Source organism: Bordetella sp. BOR01 (genome assembly GCF_019218885.1).
Lineage (GTDB): Bacteria > Pseudomonadota > Gammaproteobacteria > Burkholderiales > Burkholderiaceae_B > Bordetella_A.
The window spans coordinates 658,188-683,363 of the sequence record NZ_JAHUWT010000001.1 but is presented as its reverse complement, the minus strand read 5'-3'; the positions used below and the strand labels follow the sequence as shown (position 1 = coordinate 683,363).

The 25,176-nt window shown below is 65.5% G+C and carries 25 protein-coding genes; 12 read left to right on the top strand and 13 right to left on the bottom strand.

Translation table 11 applies throughout. The features are described from left to right. Positions 1-19: 19 nt before the first annotated feature. The 4 genes from msrQ to KW845_RS03250 all read right to left on the bottom strand — a co-directional run bounded on the left by msrQ (position 20) and on the right by KW845_RS03250 (position 3,362). The gene (gene msrQ / locus KW845_RS03265; RefSeq protein WP_218367732.1) at positions 20-661 is read right to left on the bottom strand and encodes a protein-methionine-sulfoxide reductase heme-binding subunit MsrQ; all 642 of its coding nucleotides are present in this window, start codon (positions 659-661) and stop codon (positions 20-22) included. 17 nt (positions 662-678) lie between these two features. Further along, the gene (msrP, locus tag KW845_RS03260; RefSeq protein ID WP_218367731.1) at positions 679-1,644 is read right to left on the bottom strand and encodes a protein-methionine-sulfoxide reductase catalytic subunit MsrP; all 966 of its coding nucleotides are present in this window, start codon (positions 1,642-1,644) and stop codon (positions 679-681) included. A gap of 90 nt (positions 1,645-1,734) precedes the next feature. Beyond that, positions 1,735-2,391 carry an HAD family hydrolase gene (locus tag KW845_RS03255; protein WP_218367730.1) on the bottom strand — a complete coding sequence of 219 codons (657 nt, stop codon included), beginning with the start codon at positions 2,389-2,391 and terminating at the stop codon, positions 1,735-1,737. Positions 2,392-2,393: 2 nt separating this feature from the next. Beyond that, positions 2,394-3,362, bottom strand: coding sequence for an RluA family pseudouridine synthase (locus KW845_RS03250; protein ID WP_218367729.1), 969 nt, complete (start codon positions 3,360-3,362; stop codon positions 2,394-2,396). A gap of 514 nt (positions 3,363-3,876) precedes the next feature. Between KW845_RS03250 and KW845_RS03245 the strand changes: the two genes are divergently transcribed. Beyond that, the gene (locus KW845_RS03245) at positions 3,877-6,924 is read left to right on the top strand and encodes an Rne/Rng family ribonuclease (protein ID WP_218367728.1); all 3,048 of its coding nucleotides are present in this window, start codon (positions 3,877-3,879) and stop codon (positions 6,922-6,924) included. A gap of 213 nt (positions 6,925-7,137) precedes the next feature. Then, the gene (locus KW845_RS03240) at positions 7,138-7,584 is read left to right on the top strand and encodes a thioesterase family protein (protein WP_218367727.1); all 447 of its coding nucleotides are present in this window, start codon (positions 7,138-7,140) and stop codon (positions 7,582-7,584) included. A gap of 68 nt (positions 7,585-7,652) precedes the next feature. On the opposite strand, the gene KW845_RS03235 is transcribed toward KW845_RS03240, so the two are convergent. The 6 genes from KW845_RS03235 to KW845_RS03210 all read right to left on the bottom strand — a co-directional run bounded on the left by KW845_RS03235 (position 7,653) and on the right by KW845_RS03210 (position 14,885). Next, positions 7,653-8,198, bottom strand: a complete 546-nt coding sequence (locus tag KW845_RS03235) for an acyloxyacyl hydrolase (protein ID WP_218367726.1) — start codon at positions 8,196-8,198, stop codon at positions 7,653-7,655. A gap of 169 nt (positions 8,199-8,367) precedes the next feature. Beyond that, a complete protein-coding gene (gene accD / locus KW845_RS03230) occupies positions 8,368-9,243 on the bottom strand; it encodes an acetyl-CoA carboxylase, carboxyltransferase subunit beta (protein WP_218367725.1) in 876 nt (291 codons plus the stop codon). A gap of 36 nt (positions 9,244-9,279) precedes the next feature. Continuing rightward, complete coding sequence (trpA, locus tag KW845_RS03225; RefSeq protein ID WP_218367724.1) at positions 9,280-10,140, bottom strand: tryptophan synthase subunit alpha; 861 nt, start codon at positions 10,138-10,140, stop codon at positions 9,280-9,282. Positions 10,141-10,144: 4 nt separating this feature from the next. Continuing rightward, positions 10,145-11,344, bottom strand: coding sequence for a tryptophan synthase subunit beta (trpB, locus tag KW845_RS03220; protein ID WP_218367723.1), 1,200 nt, complete (start codon positions 11,342-11,344; stop codon positions 10,145-10,147). A 91-nt stretch (positions 11,345-11,435) separates the two neighbouring features. Beyond that, the gene (gene argE, locus KW845_RS03215) at positions 11,436-12,590 is read right to left on the bottom strand and encodes an acetylornithine deacetylase (RefSeq protein ID WP_218367722.1); all 1,155 of its coding nucleotides are present in this window, start codon (positions 12,588-12,590) and stop codon (positions 11,436-11,438) included. Between the two features lie 72 nt (positions 12,591-12,662). After that, positions 12,663-14,885, bottom strand: a complete 2,223-nt coding sequence (locus KW845_RS03210) for a bifunctional (p)ppGpp synthetase/guanosine-3',5'-bis(diphosphate) 3'-pyrophosphohydrolase (protein ID WP_218367721.1) — start codon at positions 14,883-14,885, stop codon at positions 12,663-12,665. A gap of 105 nt (positions 14,886-14,990) precedes the next feature. On the opposite strand from KW845_RS03210, the gene KW845_RS03205 reads away from it, so the two are divergent. Continuing rightward, entirely contained in the window at positions 14,991-15,848 is an 858-nt protein-coding gene (locus KW845_RS03205; protein ID WP_218367720.1) for a zinc-dependent peptidase, read from the top strand. Further along, positions 15,845-16,357: a flavodoxin family protein gene (locus KW845_RS03200; RefSeq protein WP_218367719.1), complete on the top strand. Its 513-nt coding sequence runs from the start codon at positions 15,845-15,847 to the stop codon at positions 16,355-16,357. The genes KW845_RS03205 and KW845_RS03200 overlap by 4 nt, the downstream gene beginning before the upstream one ends. Positions 16,358-16,359: 2 nt before the next feature. Here KW845_RS03200 and KW845_RS03195 read toward each other — a convergent pair whose 3' ends face one another. From KW845_RS03195 to pncB, 3 genes are all read right to left on the bottom strand, one after another. Then, entirely contained in the window at positions 16,360-16,512 is a 153-nt protein-coding gene (locus tag KW845_RS03195) for a DUF3309 domain-containing protein (RefSeq protein WP_218367718.1), read from the bottom strand. Between the two features lie 146 nt (positions 16,513-16,658). Next, positions 16,659-17,012 (bottom strand): RidA family protein, encoded by a 354-nt coding sequence (locus KW845_RS03190; RefSeq protein WP_218367717.1) that lies wholly within the window; start codon positions 17,010-17,012, stop codon positions 16,659-16,661. 56 nt (positions 17,013-17,068) lie between these two features. Continuing rightward, on the bottom strand, positions 17,069-18,244 hold the full coding sequence (gene pncB, locus KW845_RS03185) for a nicotinate phosphoribosyltransferase (protein WP_218367716.1): 1,176 nt from the start codon (positions 18,242-18,244) through the stop codon (positions 17,069-17,071). Between the two features lie 167 nt (positions 18,245-18,411). On the opposite strand from pncB, the gene fdxA reads away from it, so the two are divergent. From fdxA to KW845_RS03145, 8 genes are all read left to right on the top strand, one after another. After that, positions 18,412-18,735 carry a ferredoxin FdxA gene (gene fdxA, locus KW845_RS03180; RefSeq protein WP_207406226.1) on the top strand — a complete coding sequence of 108 codons (324 nt, stop codon included), beginning with the start codon at positions 18,412-18,414 and terminating at the stop codon, positions 18,733-18,735. A gap of 41 nt (positions 18,736-18,776) precedes the next feature. Continuing rightward, on the top strand, positions 18,777-19,574 hold the full coding sequence (locus tag KW845_RS03175) for a ferredoxin--NADP reductase (RefSeq protein WP_218367715.1): 798 nt from the start codon (positions 18,777-18,779) through the stop codon (positions 19,572-19,574). Positions 19,575-19,713: 139 nt separating this feature from the next. Continuing rightward, positions 19,714-20,928, top strand: coding sequence for a polyhydroxyalkanoate depolymerase (locus KW845_RS03170; protein ID WP_218367714.1), 1,215 nt, complete (start codon positions 19,714-19,716; stop codon positions 20,926-20,928). Between the two features lie 46 nt (positions 20,929-20,974). After that, complete coding sequence (gene rsxB, locus KW845_RS03165) at positions 20,975-21,616, top strand: electron transport complex subunit RsxB (RefSeq protein ID WP_218367713.1); 642 nt, start codon at positions 20,975-20,977, stop codon at positions 21,614-21,616. Beyond that, the gene (gene nth, locus KW845_RS03160) at positions 21,613-22,251 is read left to right on the top strand and encodes an endonuclease III (protein WP_218367712.1); all 639 of its coding nucleotides are present in this window, start codon (positions 21,613-21,615) and stop codon (positions 22,249-22,251) included. The genes rsxB and nth overlap by 4 nt, the downstream gene beginning before the upstream one ends. A 143-nt stretch (positions 22,252-22,394) precedes the next feature. Then, positions 22,395-23,168, top strand: coding sequence for an ABC transporter ATP-binding protein (locus KW845_RS03155; protein ID WP_218367711.1), 774 nt, complete (start codon positions 22,395-22,397; stop codon positions 23,166-23,168). Next, on the top strand, positions 23,165-23,878 hold the full coding sequence (locus KW845_RS03150) for an ABC transporter ATP-binding protein (protein ID WP_218367710.1): 714 nt from the start codon (positions 23,165-23,167) through the stop codon (positions 23,876-23,878). The genes KW845_RS03155 and KW845_RS03150 overlap by 4 nt, the downstream gene beginning before the upstream one ends. 58 nt (positions 23,879-23,936) lie before the next feature. Continuing rightward, entirely contained in the window at positions 23,937-25,151 is a 1,215-nt protein-coding gene (locus tag KW845_RS03145; RefSeq protein ID WP_218367709.1) for an ABC transporter substrate-binding protein, read from the top strand. The last annotated feature ends 25 nt before the right edge of the window (positions 25,152-25,176 follow it).

The following is a 25,176-nucleotide window of genomic DNA, read 5'->3' as shown; positions in this document are numbered from 1 at the left end:
ACCACGGCCGCTGGCCGGCTCAATGCCGGCGCAGCGCCGCCACGATCCGCCACCCCAGCAGCACGGCCAGCGCCGCGCCGTAGGCCAGGGGTTGCTGGAAATCGTTCTTGCCAGCCTTGTGCCACCACAAATGCACGATGGCCAGCACGCCAATCAGGTATACGGCCCGGTGCAGCACTTGCCAGCGCCGCCCCATCTTGCGCATCGCCCATTGCGTCGAGGTCGCGGCAAGGGCCGCCATGCACACGAAAGCCGCGAAACCCGCGGTAATGAAGGGCCGTTCGACCACGTCCTGCAGCATCGAGGCCGGATCGAGACCGCGGTCCCACCAGACCCAGGCCATGAAATGCAGGCTGCCGTAGAAAAAGGCAAACAACCCGCAAGGCCGGCGCAGGCGCACCAGCGCGGGTTGGTCCAGGATGCGCCGCAGCGGCGTGATCGACAGGGTGACCAGCAGGCATACCAGCGTCCAGGTGCCTGCAGAACGCGTCAGGAACTCCACCGGGTTGGCGGTCAGGCCGTCATGGAAACCCAGCCAGATCCAGCGCGCGAACGGCAGCAGGCCGGCAACGAACAACAGCGGCTTGAAACGCCCCACCGCCGCGGCAGACCACGGCCTGCGGCGCGCAGCGGACGACAGTACAGGCGGCGGACGGTGCATGCGGCGCCCGGGGCGGCTCAGTAATTGGCCTTCAGGTCCATGCCTTGGTACAGCGAGGCCACCTGGTCGGCATAACCGTTGAACATCAAAGTCTTGCGCTTGGGAGTGAACAGGCCGTCTTCGCCGATCCGCCGCTCTGTGGCCTGGCTCCAGCGCGGGTGCGGCACATCGGGGTTCACGTTGGCATAAAAGCCATATTCGTTCGCGGCGGCCTGCATCCATGAACTGCTGGGCTGGCGTTCGAGCAGCCGGATGCGCACCAGCGACTTGGCCGACTTGAAGCCGTATTTCCAGGGCACGGCCAACCGCAACGGCGCACCGTTCTGGTTGGGCAGCACCTTGCCGTACAAGCCGAACACCAGCAGCGACAAGGGATGCATGGCCTCGTCCAGCCGCAGCGCCTCGATATAGGGCCACTGCAGCACCGGATAGCGTACGCCCGGCATGTTCTCGCGCTGTACCACGGTGGTGAACTCGACGAACTTGGCGTTGCCCGTGGGCTCGACCTGCTTGAGCAGCGCCGACAAGGGATAGCCCACCCACGGAATCACCATCGACCAGCCCTCGACGCAACGCAGGCGATAGACACGGTCTTCGAGCGGGGCCAGCTTGAGCAGGGCATCGATATCGAAGGTCTGGGGGCGTTGCACTTCGCCCTCGACGGTAACGGTCCAGGGGCGCGTCTGCAGCTTTTCGGCATACTTGGCCGGATCGCCCTTGTCGACGCCGAACTCGTAGTAGTTGTTGTAGGTGGTGACGTCTTTGAAGGGGGTTTGCTTGTCCATCACCGAGAACTGCGGGCTAGGTTGGCCCGGCAGCGGCGCCGCATCCTGGGCAAATGCCTGGCGGGTCGCCCACCCAGGCAGGCCGACCGCGGCCGCGGCCAGGCCGGCACGCGCAAGCCATTCGCGGCGCGACTGCCAGACAGTCTCGGGGGTAATTTCAGATGGCGGCGGTACGTGGCCGGGCTTGCGTATCAACATGGCGGTCTCCTGGACACCCGGCGCGAACGACGCAAGGCGGCATGCTGTGGACGAATGCGGGGCCCGGATTATTCCGCCCCGCGCGCCGGATCAGGCACTGACGCGCGGCAACAGCCATTCATGCAAGGCGGCCACGCTATCGAGCACGGCCTGTGGCTGGCAACCGTGCAGTTCCTGAGGGCTGTGGGCACCATAGGCAACCCCCAGGCCATGCACGCCCGCATTGCAAGCCATTTGCAGATCGTGCGAGGTATCGCCCACCATCACCACGCGTTCAGGTTCGACCTGCAGCTCTTGCATGAGTTCGTGCAACATGGCGGGATGCGGCTTGCTGAAGGTTTCATCGGCAGTGCGGGTGGCCTGAAAGGCATCGCGCAATCCGGTGGAGGCCAGCACGCGGTTCAGGCCGACCCGGCTTTTGCCAGTGGCCACCGCCAGGCGCACCTGCTGGTCCGCCAACGCGACCAGCAGGTTCTCGATACCGTCGAACAGCCGCAATTCGGGGTCGCGCAGCAGATAGTGAGTGCGATAGCGTTCCAGAAAGCGCGGCACCATGGCCTGGGTCAGTTCGGGCACGGCCCGGCGTAGCGCGCTTTCGAGCGACAGGCCGATCACCCAACTGGCGGCCGAGGCCGACGGCACGGGCAAATCCAGATCGCGACAGGCGCCCTGGATCGCGGCCACGATGCCATTCGTGGAATCCATCAGGGTTCCGTCCCAATCGAACACCACCAGCGTATAAGACATGTTTACAGGCTCTCCAACTGCTGCACTAGCTTGCGGCAGGCCGCGGGCAGCTCCGCCGTCAGCCGCAGGGATTCTCCGGTAAGCGGATGCGGGAAGGTCAACTGATGTGCATGCAAGAACATGCGGTTGAAACCCTGGCGTGCAAACCGAGCACGCGTCTCATCCGTCCCGTATTTGTCATCGCCAACGATGGGAAAGCCGCTGGCCGCCAGGTGCACCCGGATCTGATGGGTGCGCCCGGTGCGCAGCTCGGCATCGACCAGACTGTAACCGCCCAGGCGTTGCTTCAGGGTGACAATGGTATGCGCAGTCTGGCCTGCCGGGTCGGGGCGCACGCGGCGCTCGCCCGACTGGGTGGTCCATTTGGTCAGGGCCAGGCGGATGTGCTGCCGGTCGTTGACCCAATCGCCCTCGACCAGGGCCAGGTAGTGCTTGTCGCCCTTGCCCTCGCGCAGCATGGCGTGCAACCCCAGCAGCGCATTGCGCTTCTTGGCGACCATCAGCAGGCCCGAAGTTTCGCGGTCGAGCCTGTGCACCAGTTCCAGGTAGCGCGCCTGCGGACGAGCGGCGCGCAATTGCTCGATCACGCCGAACGACACCCCGCTGCCACCGTGCACGGCCACCCCGGCCGGCTTGTCGATCACCAGCAGGGCCTCGTCTTCATACACCACCGGGAACTCGGCGCCAGGCACTGGACGCGCCTGGCCGGGCGCGGGCAAGCGCAGCGGCGGCACTCGCACCACATCGCCGGCCGCCACGCGGTAGTCGGCCTGGATGCGTCCCTTGTTTACTCGGACTTCGCCGCCACGGATAGCCTTGTAGATATGGCTTTTGGGCACGCCCTTGCACAGCCGCACCAGGAAATTGTCGATGCGCTGGCCGTCGTGCTCGGGCCCGACTTCGACCAGGCGTACCGCAGGGGCTGAATCGGGAAAAATGGGGGTTTCTTTGCGCATTGCGGAAAGCGACATATAATCGGGACAGCCTTAAGGGGCTGAACAAGCCGCCTGGCGTAGAGATGCAACATTTACGCGTCTCCGTCGAGCGCGCGGGCCTTCATTGTACTGTTGCCTGCTCGTTCAGCTCCGGGGCCTCTCGGTCGCCGGCGCAACCGCGCCCTGCCGGATGGTGGTGTGGCACGACATTTGCCCGCCGTCCTGGCAGGTCCGTTGCATGCCGCAAGCGGCTCTGAAGCACTGCAAGAATCGTCGCGTAATTAAAGCACCAGGTGCGCGCAGGCCCATTGCCGGCCGCACCTGCCGTTCACAGCAATCCTTTCCGTCAACCACACTTAGTGAAGCTGACTCTCCTGCTGACAGAACCGCGTGCCCCAGGGCACGACGTGCCCGCCTAACCGGCGGCGGCCAAGCCTGGGCGCTGCGCCCGGCGGCCGTTTGATGTTCTTGCCCCGCTTCAGCCCGCAGCCCGAGTGGCCCGAGGTCACGCGCCGATATCGGCGCGTCATGACAACGGAGAACCCCACTCATGAAGCGCATGCTGTTCAATGCAACGCACCAGGAAGAACTGCGCGTTGCCATCGTCGATGGGCAGAAGCTCATCGATCTCGACATCGAAACCGCCGGCCGCGAACAGCGCAAAGGCAACATCTACAAAGGTGTCATCACCCGCATCGAACCGGGCCTCGAGGCCTGCTTCGTCAACTACGGCGAAGATCGCCACGGCTTCCTGCCGTTCAAGGAAGTGGCCCGCAGCTACTTCAAGGAAGGCGTCGACGTCCGTTCCGCCCGCATCCAGGACGCCCTGCGCGAAGGCCAGGAACTGATCGTCCAGGTTGAAAAAGAAGAGCGTGGCAACAAGGGCGCTGCCCTGACCACCTTTGTTTCGCTGGCTGGCCGCTACCTGGTGCTGATGCCCAACAACCCCCGTGGCGGCGGCGTATCGCGCCGGGTCGAAGGCGAAGACCGCCAGGAACTGCGCGACACGATGGAGCAATTGCAGGTGCCCCAGGGCATGAGCATCATTGCCCGCACCGCCGGCATCGGCCGCAACGTCGATGAGCTGCAATGGGACTTGTCCTACCTGATGCAACTCTGGACGGCCATCGACTCGGCCGCTCGCGACAATGCCGCCCCCATCCTCATCTACCTGGAATCGAGCCTGGTCATCCGGGCCATCCGCGACTATTTCTCGCCCGAAATCGGCGAGATCCTGATCGACACCGACGAGATCGCCGACCAGGCCACCGCGTTCATGAGCGTGGTGATGCCCGACAATGTGCAGCGCGTCAAGCGCTACCGCGACGATATCCCCCTCTTCTCGCGCTTCCAGATCGAGCACCAGATTGAAACGGCGTATTCGCGCACGGTGCAACTGCCCTCGGGCGGCGCGGTGGTCATCGATCACACTGAGGCCCTGGTGGCGGTTGACGTCAACTCGGCGCGATCCACGCGCGGCTCCGACATCGAAGAAACCGCCCTGCGCACCAATGTGGAAGCGGCCGACGAAGTGGCCCGCCAGCTGCGCCTGCGCGACCTGGGCGGCCTGATCGTGATCGACTTCATCGACATGGAGGACAGCAAGAACCAGCGCGCCGTCGAACAGCGCCTGCGCGATGCCCTGCATTTCGACCGTGCCCGCGTGCAAATGGGCAAGATCTCGCGCTTCGGCCTGATGGAACTGTCGCGCCAGCGCCTGCGCCCGGCCTTGAACGAAGGCTCGCACATCACCTGCCCGCGCTGCAACGGCACTGGCGTGATCCGCGATGCCGAATCCAGCGCCTTGCACGTGCTGCGCCTGCTGCAAGAAGAAGCCATGAAGGAAAACACCGCGGCGGTGCACGCCCAGGTGCCGGTCGACGTGGCCACCTTCCTGCTCAATGAAAAGCGTGCCGACATTGCCAAGATGGAAGCCCGCCTGAAGGTCAACCTGGTGCTGATCCCCAACAAGCACCTGGAAACCCCGCATCACCATATCGAGCGCCTGCGCCACGACGACCCGCGCCTGGAAGAGGTCAAGACCAGCTTCGACCTGGCCGAGGCGCCGTCCACCGACATGGCCTGGGCGCCGCGCGACCAGGAAGTGAAGGCGCGTCCGGAAGCGCTGGTCAAGGGCATCACGCCCTCGGAGCCGGCTCCCGTGTCGGCCGCCCCGGCCCCTGCTGCCCCGGCCGCCGGAGGCGGTTTTGGCGGACTGTTCAAGCGCCTGGTGGGCTGGCTGAGCGGCACCGCCGAACCCGCCGCCCCCGCCGCCCCCAAAGAAGAATCCAAGCGCAGCGGCTCGCGCGCCAAGCGGGGCCACGACGGCCAGGAACGCCGCGGCGAACGCCACGGCTCCGACCGCGGCCGCAACCGGCGCGGCGAGGCACGGCCCGAATCGGCCGAAACCGAAGGTGCGACCCGCCATCATGTGCGCGGCAGCCGGCGTCCGGACGACCGGGCTGAACGCCCCGCGCGCGCCGAGCGCGAGACGGCCCGTCCCGACCGTGCGCTGGCCCCCGAGGCGGCCGCCGACGACGCAGCCCCGCGCGGCAATCGCAGCCGCCGTGGCCGTGGCCGCAACCGGCGCGACGACAGTGCCCAGCAAGACGCACCGATGAGCGAACAGGAAAGCATGGTCGCCGCATTGGCGGAAACCGTGGCTTCTGCGCTGCCGGCCGCCCAGGGCCCGGCGATCGCCGCCGCCCTGACCGAACAGGCTGAAGCCACCGCCGACACCGGCACCGACGCGCCCGCCACCGATGCCGACAACGCCGAAGGCGCGGCCGATCCGGAACGCAAGCGCCGCCGCCGCCGCAGCCGCCGTGGCCGCCGCGGTCAGGACGACCAGACGCTGCAAGGCGCCGAAGAGCAAGGCGACGACCAGGAACAAACCACCGACGACAGTGAGGCAGCGGATACCGCCCAGCGCGCCCCCGCGCCCAGCCTGTCCGACGTGTCCAACGCCGCAGCCGTGGCCCAGGGCATGCCGGAAGTCGCTGTGCCCGCTCCGCAAGCGCCGGCCGTACAGGCCGCCGCCGACGAGCCCGCTGTGCCTGTCGCCCCCCCGGCCCCGGCCCCCGCGCTGGCCGAAGAAGCGGCACCGGTCGCACCTGTAGCGGCTCCCGCAGCCGCATTGATAGAACCGCCAGTGGCCGCCCCCGCGGCAAGCGAGGCTGCCCCGGCTACCGAGCCGGCCCCTGCCGCGCCCGCTATCGAGCCGCCAGCCGACACTCCCGCGGCGCCTGCACCGGCCCCCGTCGCCGAACCGGACGTGGCCGCGCAACCCGCGCCCGCAGCCGAAGCGGCACCGGTAGCCGAGCCCGTGCCGGCTGCCAAGCCTGCGCCCGCCATCGAAACGGCTGCCCCGCAGCCTATCGTGGTGCCGTCCGCCGCTCCGGCCGCGTCCACCCAGGATCTGCAGGATGTGGTCAGCGCTGCCGGACTGAAGTGGGTAGAAACCGACCCCGAGCGCCACGCACAGACGCAGCAGCGTATTGCTGCCGGCAATGTCCCGGCGCGCCTGGGCCGTGAGCGCAAGCCCGTGGCGCCGGTTTCCAATGCCCCGTTGGTGCAGGTGGAAACCCAACGCCACTAAGCGCGGCCGCCAGGCCCAGGGAAAACGCCGGCAGCGATGCCGGCGTTTTTTTGGCTGGGCCGCTCCAAGGGCCCCCCCTTGGAGCGCAGCAAGCCGAAGGCACTGCGTGCGTGCCTTTCTTGCAGGGTAGACTGGGCGCCGCACGTCAAACCAGGCTGCGGACGCCGGCACCCACCCCGCATGCCCCTAGCCTTGCCCTACGGAGAGCCTTTCATGACAGACCGGCTACTTGCCGAAGGCCGCGATGCCTACCGGCATTTCACGCCTATCACCACCCGCTGGATGGACAACGACATCTATGGCCACGTCAATAATGTGGTTTATTACTCGTGGTTCGACACGGCGGTCAACGGCCTGCTGATCGCCGAGGGCATCGCGGGCTCCGACTCTCCCGAGGCCATCGGCCTGGTGGTCGGCACGCAATGCCAGTACTTCGAGCCTGTGTCATTTCCCACACCGGTCGAGATCGGCCTGCGCGTGGTGAAGCTGGGTACCAGCAGCGTAACGTACCAGTTGGGGGTCTTCACGACGCAGCGTCCGTACAGCCACGCCACTGGCATGTTCACGCACGTTTATGTCGACCCGCATGCGCGGCGGCCAGTGGCCATTCCCGCGCGCCACCGCGAACGGCTGGCGCGCTACATCCTGCCCCTTGCCTGAGCGCGCATGGAAAAGGGCCGCGGAAAATGCGGCCCTTCGTTCGTAGCCCTGCGCGCGGGGGCGCGGGCTCAGAACTGGTAGGTGTACGTCAATTGCAGCACATCGAGACCGGGGTTGGGCCGCTTGATGCTGGCATTGGAAAAATGCGAATAGCGCAGGCCCAGGCGGTTGTTCGGCGTGATCATGAACCCCATGCCGATGTGGTCGCCGAACTGGAACGCCGTGCTGATCTTTTCATCGGCGAACTTGGTGCTGGTAAACGCCGTGGCACCTATACCGGCCTCGACGTAGAAGCGTTCGCTCATCCACCAGCGGAACATGGGGATGGCGTTGAATTGCCAGACACTGCTGGGCGAACGCGAGCCGCTGGCCCACCAGTACGCCGCACCAAATTCGCCGGTAAGATCCAGCCGCCCCCAATTGCCACCGAACTTGAACAGTTCGAGGCCGGGGGTTTCGTACACCAGTTCGGCACGCTGGTAATGATCGCCCACGCCATAGTGCAAGCCGATGCCGCCCTGGGTGGTTTCCTGGGCCTGGGCCGAAAACGCCAGGCCGACGAACGACAAGGCGGCCAGCGCCGCCTGGATGTTCTTATTATTGAGATTCAACATGAATGCTCCTGTGTTTTTTACGCACCGGTAAACATATCAGAAATTCCACGTCCTCCGTCATACCCTGTATAAGCCAGGCAACAGTGCGGCGAGAAAATTCGACATCGAGTGGTGAGACCACGATGGATTCCAGTGCGATATGGAAATATCGCCCTGGAAATATCAGGTTTCAGGCCGTGACGACGTCAGCAGGCTGGTCCGTCAGCAAGGCCAGCAGGCGGGCGATTTCTTCCCGCAACTGGCGCCGGTCGACCACCATGTCGATGGCTCCTTTTTGCAGCAGGAATTCGGCGCGCTGGAAGCCTTCGGGCAGCTTTTCGCGTACGGTCTGCTCGATGACGCGGGGGCCGGCGAAGCCGATCAAGGCCTTGGGCTCGGCGATGACCACGTCGCCCATGAAGGCGAAACTGGCCGATACGCCGCCCATGGTGGGGTCGGTCAGCACGCTGATGAACGGCAGCCCTTCGGCCGACAGCCGGGTCAGCATGGCGTTGGTCTTGGCCATCTGCATCAGCGACAACAGGCTTTCCTGCATGCGCGCGCCGCCCGAGGCAGCCACGCAGATGAATGGGGTTTTGTTGTCCAGGGCCATTTGGGCGCCACGGGCAAAACGTTCGCCCACCACCGAGCCCATCGAACCGCCCATGAATTCGAACTCGAAGCAGGCCACCACCGTAGGCACGCCGCGGATCGAGCCGCTCATGACCACCAGCGCATCGGTTTCGCTGGTTTGCTTCATGGCTTCCTGGATGCGCTCGGGATACTTGCGCGTGTCCTTGAATTTCAGCGTATCCACCGAACGCGTGTTCTGGCCGATTTCGACCCGGCCCTCGACATCGAGCAGCGAATCGAGCCGGGCGCGCGAACCGATGCGCATGTGATGGTCGCACTTGGGGCAAACATGCAGATTGGCCGCCAGGTCTTCGCTATACAGCACCGACTCGCACGACGGGCACTTGACCCACAGGCCCTCGGGCACGCGCCGCGCACCGCTGTCGCTGGTTTTGTTGATGCGGGGAGGCAGGAGTTTTTCGATCCAGCTCATTGTCGTTCTTCCGTTAAGAGACAGCGCACGGCGGCTTCAGGCCGGCGGATTATCTCGTTTGACTTGGTCGAGTGCCTGCCGGATGCCGGCCAGCCATAGGCTGGCGGCGGTAATGGCGGCCTCGGTCTGCTTGCCGGCAGGCGCGGTGGCCACCGCCTGCTCCATGGTTTCGATAAGCTTGCTGCCGATGACCACGGCGTCGGCCGCCCGGGCGATATTCTGGGCGCTGGCCGCGTCGCGGATGCCAAAGCCCACTCCTACGGGGATGCTGACGTGGCGTCGGATCAGCGCCAGGCGCGCCGCAACGTCGTCGGTGTTCAGGCTGCCTGAACCGGTAACCCCCTTGAGCGACACGTAATAGACATAGCCGCGCGCAATGCGGGCAATGGCCTGGATGCGCGCATCGGTGGACGTGGGCGCCAGCAGGAAAATGGGCGCGATGCCGCATGCCTGCAACTGCCCGGCGAAGGCATCGATTTCTTCCGGCGGGTAATCGACCACCAGCACGCCGTCGACGCCCGCCTCTTGGGCGGCATTGGCAAACGCCTGCTGGCCCATGCGTTCGATGGGGTTGGCATAGCCCATCAACACCACCGGCGTGGCCGTGTCGTCGCGGCGGAACTGGGCGACCAGCTCGAGCACGCGGCGCAGGCCCACGCCCTGGGCGATGGCGCGCTCGGCGGCGCGCTGGATGACAGGGCCATCGGCCATGGGATCGGAAAACGGCACGCCCAGCTCGATGATGTCGGCGCCGGCCTGCGCCAGGGCATGCATCAGCGGCACGGTCGCTTGCGGGGAAGGGTCGCCGGCGGCAATGTAGGGGATCAGCGCGGCCGAGCGGCCAGATTCGGCCACACGGGAAAACGCAGCGGCGATGCGATCGGTTCGGGTCGTCATGGTGTCAGAACTGGATACCCGCGCGCTCGGCGACGGTGTGCATGTCTTTGTCGCCCCGGCCCGATAAGTTGACCAGGATGATTTTGTCTTGCGGCAGCGTGGGGGCCATTTTCACGGCCTGCGCGATGGCATGCGCAGATTCGAGCGCCGGCATGATGCCTTCGATGCGGCAGCAGTCGTGGAACGCGGCCAGGGCCTCGTCGTCGGTGATGCCCACGTATTGGGCGCGCCCGCTGTCTTTCAGCCAGGCATGCTCGGGGCCCACGCCGGGGTAGTCGAGCCCGGCCGAGACCGAATGGGTTTCCTGCACCTGGCCGTCGGCATCCTGCATGACGTAAGTGCGGTTGCCGTGCAGCACGCCCACTTGTCCGGCCGCCAGCGAGGCCGCGTGGCGCCCGGTGTCCATGCCCTCGCCAGCCGCTTCCACGCCCACCAGTTGCACGTCTTCGTAGGGGATGTACGGGTAGAAGATGCCCATGGCGTTCGACCCGCCGCCCACCGAGGCCACGATGTAGTCGGGCTGGCGGCCGGCATCCTGGGGCATCTGGGCCAGGCATTCGTTGCCGATGACGGTCTGGAAGTCGCGCACCATGCGGGGGTAGGGATCGGGCCCGGCCACCGTGCCGATGATGTAGAACGTGTTCTCGACGTTGGTGACCCAGTCGCGCATGGCTTCGTTCAACGCGTCTTTCAGGGTGCGCGAGCCCGATTCGACCGGCACCACCGTGGCGCCCAGCAATTTCATGCGGTACACGTTGGAAGCCTGGCGCCGGACGTCTTCGCTGCCCATGTAGACCACGCATTCCATGCCATAGCGGGCCGCCACCGTGGCGGTGGCCACGCCATGCTGGCCGGCGCCGGTTTCGGCGATGACGCGCGGCTTGCCCATGTGGCGGGCCAGCAGGGCCTGGCCGATGCAATTGTTGACCTTGTGCGCGCCGGTATGGTTCAGGTCTTCGCGCTTGAACCAGATCTGTGCGCCGCCCAGTTCGCGCGACCAGCGGGACGCATGGTAGACGGGGCTGGGACGCCCGACGAAATGCTTGAGTTCGTAGTTGAAGGCTTCGACGAACTTGGGGTCGAGCCGGCAGCGTTCATAGGCCGCGCGCAGCTCGTCGAGCGCGTGCATCAGCGTTTCGGCGACGAACACGCCCCCATATTGGCCGAAATGGCCCTGGGCATCCGGAAGATCGTAAGATTTCACCAGTTTCTCCTGGGCAGGCGGCAAACACACCGTTGGCCGCGAAGCCCGCTTCGCAACCCGCCATTTTACCCGAGCATAAGGGTGGCCTGCCCTACGCCAGCGACTGCCCCAGGCGGCGCAAGAACTTTTCGCAAGCCGCAAGCTGGTCCAGGGCCACGTATTCGTCAGGCTTGTGCGCCTGCTCGATGTGCCCGGGCCCGCATACCACCGTGGGTACGCCGATGCCCTGGAACAGGCCGGCCTCGGTGCCATAGGCCACCTTGCGGGTGGCGCGGTCATCGGTCAGGGCGCGCGCCAGTTGCGTGATGGCGGCCTCTTCAGAGGCATCCAGCCCCGGCGCCTTGGCACCGGTCTGGATGTCAATGCGCGCCCCGTCGAATTCCGCCCGCATGGCCGGCAACAGCGTTTCCTGTACATAGCGCTCGACCTGGGCCTGGATCTGGTCGGCCGGCATGCCCGGCAGATTGCGGAATTCGTACGAGAACTCGCAGCGCTCGGGAATGGTATTGACCGCGATGCCGCCCTGGATCAGGTTGGTGGTCATGGTGGAATACTGAACGTCGTAGAACTCGTCGTAAGGCCCCTGGGCCTTGAAGGCGTCAGCCATTTCGCGGATACGGCAGATCAGGCGCGCCGCGTACTCGATGGCGTTGCAGCCGCGCGGGGTCAGCGACGAATGCGCCGCCTTGCCCTGGACACAGCAACGGAACAGGTTGATGCCCTTGTGCGCGACGACCACCTGCATGCCGGTGGGCTCGCCCACCACGCAGCCGTCGGGCCGGATACCGCGCTCGACCAGTTCGGCCAGCATCACCGGGGCCCCGACGCAGCCCACTTCCTCGTCATACGAAAACGCCAGATGAATCGGCTTCTTGCGCGGCATGGCCAGGTATTCGGGCACCAGCGCCAATGAGGCGGCGATGAACCCCTTCATGTCGCACGTGCCCCGGCCATACAGCCGGCCATCGGCCTCGGCCAGCCCGAAGGGGTCGGTGGACCAGGCCTGGCCATCGACCGGTACCACGTCGGTATGGCCCGACAGCACGATGCCGCCCTGCTCGTTTCCATCGCTGGCCGGCAGCGTGGCGAACAGATTGGCCTTGCTGCGATCGGCATTGTGGGCCAGCCAGGCCTCTACGCCCTGGGCCTTGAGCTTGTCCCGCACCGTCTCGATCAGGCCCAGGTTCGAGTTGCGGCTGGTGGTATCGATGCCAACCAGCGTTTGCAGCCAGGTACGCGTATCCATGTGACGATTCTCGACGGGTAAAACACCGAGTGTAGGCCAGAACAGCCGGGCGCCGCGCCCCGTGGCCGGCGGTCAGTGACGTACCGCGGAAGTCACCCCCGGCACCTCGGACAGGGCCGCCAGCGCCTTGCCCAGCGACTCGCCGCCGCGCACCTCGACTGTGAAGATCATGTGCGCCAGCGACTGGCGGCTTTGGGTATTGACGCCCACCACGTTCAGGCGCTGCCGCGCGAACACTTCGGACAAGTCGCGCAGCAGGCCGGACCGGTCATGCGCATGCACGCTGATATCCACCGGGTAAAAAGTCTCGGTGGTATGGCCCCAGGTCACGTCGATGACCCGTTCCGGTTCGCGCGCAGCCAGCGCCTGATAGCTGCGGCAGCCAATCCGGTGGATGGACACGCCTCGGCCGCGCGTGACGAAACCGGCGATCTCGTCGGGCGGCGCGGGCCGGCAGCAGCGCGCCAACTGGGTCAGCAGCGAGTCCACCCCCACCACCAGCACCCCGCTCTTGCCGCTGCGCGCGGCGCTGTCGGCACTGTGTGCATTGGCCAGGTCGGCCGCCTCGGGCTCGGCTTCGGGCGCCGGCTGCTGGAACACCGCGTCGATCTGGCGCAGGCTGAATTCGTCTTTGGCGGCTGCCACGTACAGGTCATCGGCCCGCGCGAATCCCAGGTTCTGCGCCAGCTGATCGAGATTGACGGCGGTCTTGCCCAGCCGCTGCAGCTCTTTTTCGACCAGCGCCTGGCCGGTCGTGATGCGCTGCTGCAGTTCGATGGCGTTGAACCACATGCGCACCTTGGCGCGTGCCCGCGGGCTGGCCAGGAAGCCCAGTTGCGGATTGAGCCAGTCGCGCGACGGGCCGCCCGACTTGGCGGCAATGATTTCAACCGTCTGGCCGGTGGCCAGGCGGGTTTGCAGGGGCACCATCTGCCCATCGACCCGGGCGCCGCGGCAGCGGTGGCCCAGGTCAGTATGCAGGTGATAGGCGAAATCGACCGGCGTGGCACCGGCCGGCAGTTCGATGACGCGGGCCTGCGGCGTCAACACGTAGATGCGTTCGTCGCGCGGGGAACGGGTGGGCGCGGCTTTTTTGCCGCCGGCTTCGATGTCGGTGCCCCAGGCCAGCAACTGGCGCATCCAGGACAACTGGCGATCGTATTCGCTCGAGGCGGCCACCTGCCCGCCCTTGGCGCCCGCTTCTTTGTAGCGCCAGTGCGCGGCCATGCCGTATTCGGCGAACTGGTGCATGCCGCGCGTGCGGATCTGCACTTCGAACGGCCGGCCGTCGTCGTCGGCCACCACGGTATGCAACGACCGGTAGCCGTTGGGCTTGGGCCGCGATATATAGTCGTCGAACTCATCGGGCATCGGTATCCACATGTCGTGCACCATGCCCAGCGCGGTAAAGCAGTCGCGCACGTCATCCACAATGACCCGCAGGGCGCGCAGGTCGTACAACTGCGAGAACTCCAGCCCCTTCAGGCGCATCTTGTTCCAGATGCTGTAGATATGCTTGGGCCGGCCGCTGACTTCGGCATGGATGCCGGCCTTGGCCAGCGCCGCCTGCAGGCGCGCGATGGCGTCGGCGATGAAGGCTTCGCGCTCGACGCGCTTTTCTTCGAGCAGGCGCGCGATCTGCTTGTACCGATCGGGCTCGAGAAAGCGGAAGGCCAGGTCTTCCATTTCCCACTTGACCTGCCAGATGCCCAGCCGGTTGGCCAACGGCGCATACAGGTCGAGCGATTCCTGGGCGAAGGCCGGCGCGCAGGGGGTCTTGGATTCGGCGTGCCAGCGCAGCGTCTGCAGGCGCGAGGCCAGGCGCATCAGCACAATGCGCAGGTCGGCCGCCATGGCCAGCAGCATCTTGCGCTGCATTTCTTTCTGGTCGCCGCTGTCGGCCTCGCTGTCGCTGGCATGGCGCGCCACCATGCCCAGCCTGAGCAAGGCACGCGCACCCTGCACCAGGCGGGCCACCTCGGGGCCGAACTCGGCGGCTATCGGGTCGTTGCGCAATGGCGCCGGCGACGACAAGTCGGTCGGCAGCGCCGCCAGCAAGGCGGCGATACGGGTAGGGGTATCGGTTTGCAGGCCGGCCAGGATGCATGCCGCGCCAGCGGCGTGGTGGGCCAGGGGCTCGCCCGTGGCCGCGCGCTGGCCGGCGAACTGCGGCATGGCCCAGGCCACCGCCCGCTCGATGCGGGCCAATGCATCGGGCTCGAGACCGGCCCCGGCACTCTGGCGCCAGGCGTCATCGAACGGCGAGAACGCATCGGTATCGGAAGTTACGGACATCGCGTGCGAAATGACCGGCAAGAAATCGAAATTTTCCTACACTCTACACTAAGCTCAAACGCCGCAACGCCCGCGCGGCGAGGCATGATCAAGGAACCCAGAGTTATGTTGCGATGGCTGAAAGGCCGAGGAGCGGGCGCAGCAGCGGTAGCCCAGGTACAGGCCCGCATTGTGCCCGAGCTGTGGGCGCAAGTGTTGCATGCGCATCCCTTCCTGTCCGTGCTGGACCCGGCCGAGCGCGACCAGTTGCAGGCGCGCGCCGCCTGGCTGCTGGCCAGCAAGAATCTCAACGGCGCCCGCGGGCTGGAATTGAGCGACTTCATGCGCCTGTCGATCGCCGCCCAGGCCGCCCTGCCCATCCTGAACCTGCCGCCCGCCCTGTACGAGGGCTGGGACGAGATCATCGTGTATCCCGAAGGTTTCTCGATTCCACGAGTGCGCCAGGACGACATGGGCATCGTGCATGAATACGATGAAGCCGCCGCTGGCGAAGCCTGGGATGGCGGCCCGGTCATCCTGTCGTGGGCCGACGCCCTGCCCAACGGAACCGCCTTCAACGTCGTCATCCACGAATTCGCCCACAAGCTCGACCTGCGATCGGGCCATGCCGACGGCATGCCCGACCTGGGTGCCCATGCCGGCCTGGCCCCACGTACCTGGCGGCGCGTGCTTGACGACAGCCTGGACCGCTTCATCGCCGCGCTCGACGCGGTAGAGGCCGCCATTCCGCCCGACGTGGACCCGGAAAGCGACGCGGCCGGCGCCTGGTACGGACAATTGCCGCTGGACCCATACGCGGCTACCGACGAAGCAGAGTTCTTCGCGGTCAGTTCCGAGCATTTTTTTGTCGACCCGGCTCCGCTGGCCCAGACCTTGCCCGAATGGTATGCATTGCTGCAAGCCTATTACCGGCAAGATCCGTTGGCCCGCCAAGAGCGGCCCATGGGCCAGGTGCGGGCATGAAACACCTGCTTATCGTCTGGCATTCGCGCACCGGCGCGGCCAGGAAGATGGCCCGCTCGCTGGTGCGCGGCGCGCGGCAAGCCGCCATTGCGCTGGAGCAGGCCGACCACTTGCAGGTGAAGCTGCGGCGCGCCCGGATGGTCGAGCCGGTCGACCTGCTGGATGCCGACGGATACCTGTTCTGCGCGCCCGAGAACCTGGCAAGCCTGAGCGGCGAAATGAAGGAATTCTTCGACCGCTGCTATTACGGCGCACTCGATCGCATCGAAGGCCGGCCTTACGCCCTGGCGATCAGTGCCGGCACTGACGGGGCCGGTGCGGCCCGGCAGGCCGAGCGCATCTGCACCGGTTGGCGGCTGCGCGCGGCGGCGCCCGCGCTGATCGAGCGCAACGGCGCCCAGACACCCGAAGCCATCCTGGCCCCCAAGACCGTGCCTGCCGACGCGCTACAACGCTGCGAAGAACTGGGCGGCCTGTTGGCCGCCACCCTGCTGGCCGCCGAGGCGTGACGCTATAACCTGCCTGTCAGCAGCATCACGATCAGGATGATGACCACGATGCCCAGCAGGCCGCTCGGGTAGTACCCCCAGCCGCGGCTATGCGGCCAACTTGGAAAAGCCCCGATCAGTAGCAGAATCAGGATGATCAGCAGCACAGTGCCCATGGCGAGCTCCTTATCGTTGTCAGGACGGCCAACGGGCCGCCGCCGGACTGTCCGCAAGCGGCGTGCCCGGCCGGCACGATCCCGGGCCTGCCCAACAAAAAGGCCTCCGGAAACCGGAGGCCCTGGCAAGCGCAGCCGACCCGCGATCAAGCCACCGCGGCAGTCACCACGATCTCGACCTTGAAGTCCGGGTTGGCCAGGCGGGCTTCCACCGTGGCGCGCGGCGGCGCATTGCCGGCGGCCACCCAGGCATCCCAGGCCTGGTTCATGGCGTCGAACTCTTTCATGTTGGCCACGAAGATCTGGGCCATCAGGATCTTGCTCTTGTCGCTGCCGGCCTCGGCCAACAGGCGGTCGATGGTGGCCAGGACCTGGCGGGTCTGGCCGGCCATGTCCAGCGAGGCGTCGTCGGGCACTTGGCCGGCCAGATAGGCCACGCCGTTGTACAAGGCCATGTCAGACAGCCGTTTTTCCACATTGACGCGCTTGATACTGCTCATTGCATATCCCCTGAGAGAATGGTTGGCAAAAATTGGGATGGCGCCGCGCCGCCGCTTCAGGCCGGCGGCAACTGGAAGACCTGGCGCAGGTAGGCCAGGTAGGCAGGGTCGTCGCACATGGTTTTTTCGGGCGCATCGGACACCTTGGCGACCGGCTGGCCATTGCAGCGGACCATTTTCATCACGATCTGCAGCGGCTCGTGGCCCAGGTCGTTGGTCAGGTTGGTGCCTATGCCGAACGACACTTTGCAGCGGCCGGCGAACTGGCGGGCAAGCTCGATCGCGCGCGGGAAGGTCAGCGAATCCGAGAACACCAGCGTCTTGGCGCGCGGATCGACACGGTTGTTGCGGTAGTGTTCCAGCAGCCGTTCGCCCCACGTGAACGGATCGCCCGAATCGTGGCGCGCGCCGTCGAACAGCTTGCAGAAATACATGTCGAAATCGCGCAGGAAGGCATCCATGCCGTACACGTCGGACAGCGCAATGCCCAGGTCGCCGCGGTATTCCTTGGCCCAGACTTCCAGCGCGAACACTTGCGAATCGCGCAGCCGCGGCCCCAATGCCTGGCAGGCCTGCAAGTATTCGTGGCCCATGGTGCCCAGCGGCAGCACATTGTGCTGCATTGCCAGCAGCACATTGCTGGTGCCGGCGAAATGCACGCCCATCTGGCCCTTCAGGGTCGACACGATTTCTTCGTGCCACAGCTTCGAGAAGCGCCGCCGCGTACCGTACTCGGCCACGCGGAAATCGGCCAGTGCCGGATCGTCGAGCACCAGATGCATCTTCGATTGCAGGCGCTGGCGCCCTTCTTCCCAGTCGGGATAACGGCGCGTATTGCGGAAATACACTTCGTTGACGATGGCCAGCACCGGGATCTCGAACAAGATCGTGTGCAGCCATGGCCCCTTGACCGTAATGGCGATTTCGCCCGGAAGCTCGCCTTCGCCAATGGAAATGCAGCGCTCGGGCATATGGAACAAGCCCAGGAAGTCGACGAAGTCGCTCTTGATAAAGCGCAAGCCGCCCAGGTATTGCAGCTCGGCCTGAGTGAAGCGCAACTGGCACAATTCGTGTACTTCGGCTCGGATCTCGTCCAGGTAAGGCTGCAGGTTCACGCCAGGGGTACGGCATTTATAGCGGTACTCGACCTGGGCCGCGGGAAAATGATGCAGCACCACTTGCATCATGCTGAACTTGTACAGATCGGTGTCGAGCAGCGAAGTAATAATCATGATGGCGCGGTTCGGGCGCGGTTCGTTTCGTCACACCATAGCATAAGCAGCCCGCCGCTTCGGCCTGGGCACGGCACTACCGTGGCCAGGGTTATGGTCGCCCCTGCCCGCCGCATTGGGTAAAATCCTGCAAAGGTTAAAAAAGCTGTTGCTTGTCGGAGTCCTGAATGACCCACGTCGTTACCGAAAACTGTATCAAATGCAAGTACACCGATTGTGTCGACGTGTGCCCCGTAGACTGCTTCCGTGAGGGGCCGAATTTCCTGGTCATCGACCCCGACGAATGCATCGACTGCGCCGTCTGCATTCCCGAATGCCCGGCGAACGCCATCTACGCCGAAGAAGACGTCCCCCAGGACCAGGTCCAGTTCATCGCCCTGAATGCCGAACTGACGCCCGAATTCGCCCCCATCAGCCGCGCCAAGAAGCCGCTGCCCGACGCCGACGAATGGAACGGCGTGCAAGACAAGCTGCAGCATCTGGAAAAGTAGCGGGCACGGCCGCGCCGCCTGACGCGCCACATATTCACTAGATGACCGATTCCAAGTACACGCGCCAAACCGTCACCCACATCCATACCTGGGTGCCGGGCAAGCTGTTCTCGGTGCGTGTCACCCGCGACCCGGCCTTCCGGTTCCAGGCCGGGCAATTTGCCCGTGTGGGGCTGCCCGCCGACGACGCCCCCGATGCGCCGCCCACGGTTTGGCGCGCCTATTCGATGGTGTCGGCGCCGCATGAAGACAGGCTGGAGTTCTATTCCATCGTGGTGCCCGAAGGGCTGTTCAGCCCGCGGCTGGCGCAGTTGCAGCCGGGTGATGCCCTGTATATCGAGAAAAACCCCTTCGGCTTCCTGACCATCGACCGCTTTGCCCCGGGCGGCGATCTATGGCTGCTGGCCACGGGCACGGGGCTGTCGGCCTACCTGTCCATCCTGCGCGATCCGGCCACGTGGCAGGCCTTCCGGCGCATCGTGCTGGTGCACGGCGTGCGTTCGGCCAGCGAACTGGCCTACCGCGACGAAATCCTGCAATGGCACAAGCAGCCGGCCTATGCCCGGTTCTTCGAGCAAGACCCGCACAAGCTGGTGTACCTGCCCATCGCCACCCGCGAGGCCTTGCCGGGGGCGCCCCAGGCGCGGCTGACCACACTGATCGCCGATGGCCGCCTGGAACAACTGGCCGGCGAAACGCTCGACCCGCAGCAATCGAAAATCATGCTGTGCGGCAATCCGGCCATGTTGTCCGATGCCCGCAAACTGCTTTCCGAGCGGGGCTTCGCGCCGGGCCGCCGAGGCATTCCCGGCAATCTGGCCGTCGAAAACTACTGGTAAACCCGAATAAACACGCCTGATGGGTCGTTTTTCCGCAACAGAAACGGCCCCCTTGGTGCCGGGCAGCTAGACGAATTGGATATATCCTTACACGCAATGGTAATAATCCACCCCCGTCCAGCCTAGGAATCTCGTCTACATGCTGTATCACTTGCACGAATTGCAGCGGGCCTTCCTGACGCCCCTAGCCGCATTCACCGATGCCGGTTCACAGTTGTTCTCCAACCCCTATAGCCCGCTGGCCTACACGCCACTGTCACGGCAATTGGCGGCAAGCTGCGAACTCATGCACCGGCTGGGCAAGGAATACCGCAAACCCGCCTGGAAGCTGCCATCGACCCGCATCGACGGCCGCGACGTGCGCGTGGCCGAATCGGTGGCGCTGGAAAAACCGTTCTGCCGCCTGCTGCATTTCAAGCGCGCCGCACGCCGCGCCGACCCCCGCGTGCTGGTGGTGGCGCCCCTGTCGGGACATCACGCCACCCTGCTGCGCGACACCGTGCGCGCCCTGCTGCCCGCCCACGAGGTGTACGTCACCGACTGGCTCGACGCGCGCATGGTACCCGTGGCGCATGGGCCGTTCCACCTGGACGACTATGTGCACTATATCCAGGACTTCATTCGCCACCTGGGGCCCGACGTCCACGTGATATCGGTTTGCCAGCCCACCGTGCCGGTGCTGGCGGCCATCGCCCTGATGGCCTCGGCGGGCGATCGGCTGCAGCCGCGCAGCATGGTGATGATGGGCGGCCCCATCGACCCACGCCAGTCGCCCACGCAGGTCAACCGGCTGGCCACCACCAAGCCCCATGCCTGGTTCGAAGGCCAGTTGATCGACACCGTGCCGGCGCGCTACCCCGGCGCGGGCCGGCGCGTGTACCCCGGCTTCCTGCAGCACGCGGGCTTCGTCGCCATGAACCCCGACCGGCACCTGAAATCGCACTACGACTTCTACCTGGACCTGCTGCGTGGCGACGACAGCGATGCAGCCGCGCACCGCCGCTTCTACGACGAGTACAACGCGGTGCTGGACATGCCCGCCGAGTTTTACCTGGACACTATCCGCGTGGTGTTCCAGGAATTCCAGTTGCCCAACGGCACCTGGCAAGTCGGCGGCCAGGCCGTGCGGCCCGCCGATATCAAGAAGGTGGCCCTGCTTACCATCGAGGGCGAGCTCGACGATATCTCGGGCCAGGGGCAGACGCGCGCGGCCATCGGCCTGTGCCGCGGCATACCGGCCGGCCGCAAGCAGCACTACACCGCGCCAGGCTGCGGCCATTACGGCATTTTCTCGGGCCGGCGCTGGCGCGAGATGATCTGTCCTAAAATTGCGGAATTCATCCGCCAGGCATAGTACCGGCGTATACGGGCCGCGCCGGCCCGTTCTTGCTACACCCGCCATGTCCTGTCCTTCCCTTGCCGAGCGCATAGACGCCCTGCTGCCCCAGACGCAGTGCACAAAATGCGGTTACGACGGCTGCCAGCCTTATGCCCAGGCCATCGCCGCAGGCTCGGCCCCCATCAATCGCTGCCCGCCGGGCGGCGAGGACGGCATCGCCGCGCTGGCGGCCCTGCTCGACACCGCCGTGCTGCCGCTGGACCTGTCGCGCGGCACTCCTGGCCCGTTGACCGTGGCACGCATCGACGAAGCGCATTGCATCGGCTGTACGCTGTGCATCCGCGCCTGTCCGGTGGACGCCATCGTGGGGGCCAACAAGCGCATGCATACCGTGCTGGCCGACTGGTGTACGGGCTGCGACCTATGCGTGGCCCCCTGCCCGGTCGATTGCATCGAGATGGTGCCGGCCGGACGGCCCTGGACCCCGGCCGATGCGCAAGCCGGCCGCCAGCACCATCATGCACGGCAAGCCCGCCTGGCGCGCGAGACCGCCGACAACGCGGGCCTGATGGCATCCCCCGACGACGGGCCGGCCGCAGCGCGGCCGGTTCTTGCCCAGCCGGACGACGACGCCCGCAAGCGCGCCACCATTGAATCCGCCCTGGCGCGCGCCCGGGCCCGACGCACCACCACGCCCCCATGAACGCCGCCAAGCGCCAAGCCATCTTTGCCCGCCTGCAAGCCGCCAACCCCCATCCCACCACCGAACTGGAATACGACACGCCCTTCCAGTTGCTGATCGCCGTGCTGTTGTCCGCGCAGGCGACCGACAAATCGGTGAACCTGGCCACGCGCAAGTTCTTCCCGCGCTACGGCACGCCGCAAGCCATGCTGGACCTGGGCGAAGAAGGGCTGGCCTCCTACATCAAGACCATCGGCCTGTACCGTACCAAGGCCAAGAACGCCATCGCCACTTGCCGGCTGCTGCTCGAACAGCATGGCGGCGCAGTGCCCCAGACGCGCGAAGCGCTGGAGGCCCTGCCCGGCGTGGGCCGCAAGACGGCCAATGTGGTGCTCAATACCGCTTTCGGCCAGCCCACCATGGCGGTCGACACGCATATTTTCCGTGTCTCGAACCGTACCGGCATCGCGCCGGGCAAGAACGTGCTGGAAGTCGAACACAAGCTCGAGAAGTTCGTACCGGCCGAATACATGCTGGACGCGCACCACTGGCTGATCCTGCACGGCCGCTACATCTGCGTGGCCCGCAAGCCGAAGTGCCCGCAATGCGGCATCGCGGATCTTTGCGAGTTCAAGCAAAAGACCCTGCCGCAGTAAGGGTTCATGCCGCGCATTGTCGGCTGCCCGACAATCGGCGATGCCGCAGCGCAATACCTATGAAAAACCCTCATGGAATTTTGGGGGATAGGTCCGCATACTCGCCGGCAACTCTTAAAAAATATAGCGCTGGTGCCGCGGATATGGATGACGTTATCCTGGAGACAAAAGGCCTCACGAAAGAATTTCGCGGCTTCGTTGCAGTCAACGGGGTCGACCTGCGCGTCAAGCGCGGGCAGATCCACGCGCTCATAGGCCCCAATGGCGCAGGCAAGACCACCTGCTTCAACCTGCTGACCAGGTTCCTGGCGCCCACCGCGGGCCAGATCATCTATAACGGCACCGACATCACCCGCGACCGGCCTGCCCAGATCGCGCGGCGCGGCATCATACGCTCGTTCCAGATCTCGGCAGTGTTCCCGCACCTGACGGTGCTCGAGAACGTACGTATCGGATTGCAACGCAAGACCGGCCTGTCGTTTCACTTCTGGCGCAGCGAAAAACCGCTGGCCGCGCTGGACCCGGCCGCGCGCGAATTGCTGGACCAGGTCGACCTGGGCGCATTCGCCGACGAGACCACCATCAACCTGCCCTACGGGCGCAAGCGCGCCCTCGAGATCGCCACCACGCTGGCCATGGACCCCGAACTGATGCTGCTCGACGAACCCACGCAGGGCATGGGCCACGAGGACGTCGATCGCGTCACCCAGTTGATCAAGCGGGTAAGCCAGGGCCGCACCATCCTGATGGTTGAACACAATATGAACGTCGTGTCGTCCATTGCCGACACCATTACCGTGCTGGCGCGCGGTGCTGTCCTGGCCGAAGGGCCTTATGCGGAGGTGTCGCGCCATCCTGCGGTGATGCAGGCCTACATGGGCACCACCGAGGGGGAACTGCAAGGAGCCCATGCATGAGCACCCCGGCACTCCAGATATCCGGCCTGCAGGCCTGGTACGGCGAATCGCACATCCTGCACGGCGTCGACATGCAGATTGCCCAGGGCGAAGTCGTAACGCTTCTGGGACGCAACGGCGCGGGCCGCACCACGACCCTGCGCGCCGTGCTGGGCCTGACCGGCACCCGCAAGGGCTCGGTACGCATCCATGGCACCGAGGCCATCGACCTGCCCACCTACAAGATCGCCCACCTGGGCGTGGGCTACTGCCCCGAAGAACGCGGCATCTTCGCCAGCCTGTCCTGCGAAGAAAACCTGCTGCTGCCGCCTCCTGTGGGCGGCGCGCTGGGCGGCGGCATGTCGTTGACCGAGATCTACGACATGTTTCCCAACCTGCACGAGCGCCGCAATTCGCCGGGCACGCGCCTGTCGGGCGGCGAACAGCAGATGCTGGCCGTGGCGCGCATCTTGCGCACGGGTGCGAACCTGCTGCTGCTGGACGAGATCTCGGAAGGCCTGGCGCCGGTCATCGTGCAGGCGCTGGCGCGCATGATCACCGCCTTGAAACAGCGCGGCTACACCATTGTCATGGTCGAACAGAATTTCCGCTTCGCCGCTCCCTTGTCCGACCGTTTCTATGTCATGGAACACGGCCAGATCGTCGAGCACTTCGAAGCCAGTGAACTTCAACAGAAGCAGGACACGCTCAACGAGTTGCTGGGTGTTTAGAAATCCTGTCATCCGCCGCATTGCCGGCATCCCCACAGAGAAGCAAAGGAGTCATCCCATGAAGCTGCATCACATCACTGCCGCACTGGCCCTGGCCGGCCTGGGATTTGCAGGGCTACCCGCCCAGGCGCAGGGCATCTCCGGCGACGTCATCCGCATCGGTTTCATTACGGACATGTCGGGCGTGTATTCCGACATCGACGGCCCGGCTGGGGTGGAAGCGATCCGCATGGCTATTGCCGACGCGGGCGGCAACATCAACGGCAAGAAGATCGAACTGGTCACGGCCGACCACCAGAACAAGGCCGACATCGCCTCCAGCCGCGCACGCGAATGGTTCGACCAGGAAGGACTCGACGTACTGATAGGCGGCACCAATTCGGCCACCAACCTGGCCATGGCGGTCGTGGCGGCCGAGAAGAAAAAGCCGTTCATTTCCATCGGCGCGGGCGCCTCGGACTTGACCAACGCCCAATGCACTCCCTACACCGTGCACTACGCCTACGACACCGTGGCGCTGGCCCGTGGCACGGGCTCGGCCGTGGTGAAGAATGGCGGCAAGACCTGGTTCTTCCTGACCGCCGACTACGCCTTCGGCCATGCGCTCGAGCGCGACACCACCGCCGTGGTGAAGGCGGCAGGCGGAGAGGTCAAGGGTGCCGTGCGCGCGCCGCTGGCCACCTCCGATTTCTCGTCGTTCCTGCTGCAGGCGCAAGCCTCGGGCGCGCAGATCCTGGGCCTGGCCAACGCGGGCGGCGACACCATCAATTCCATCAAGGCGGCCAACGAGTTCGGCGTCACCCAGACCATGAAGATGGCCGGCCTGCTGATCTTCATCAACGATATCCATTCGCTGGGCCTGCAAGCCACGCAGGGCATGTACCTGACCGATAGCTGGTACTGGGATCAATCCGACGACGCGCGCGCCTGGACCAAGAAGTTCGAGGCCAAGGTCAACCGCAAGCCGTCCAGCCTGCAGGCCGCCGATTATTCCTCGGTGACGTTCTACCTGAACGGCGTCAAGGCCACCGGCACCGACGATGCCGACACCCTGATGAAGTGGATGAAGTCGAACAAGATCAACGACTTCTACGCCAAGGACGGCTATGTGCGCGAAGACGGCCGCATGATCCACGAGATGTACCTGATGCAGGTCAAGACGCCTGAAGAGTCCAAGGCGCCGTGGGACTACTACAAGGTAGTCGCCAACCTGCCTGGCGACGAGGTCTACACCAAGCCCTCGGAATCGTCTTGCAAGCTCTTCAAGAAGTAATCCGCTGAAGCTCCCGGCGCGCCCG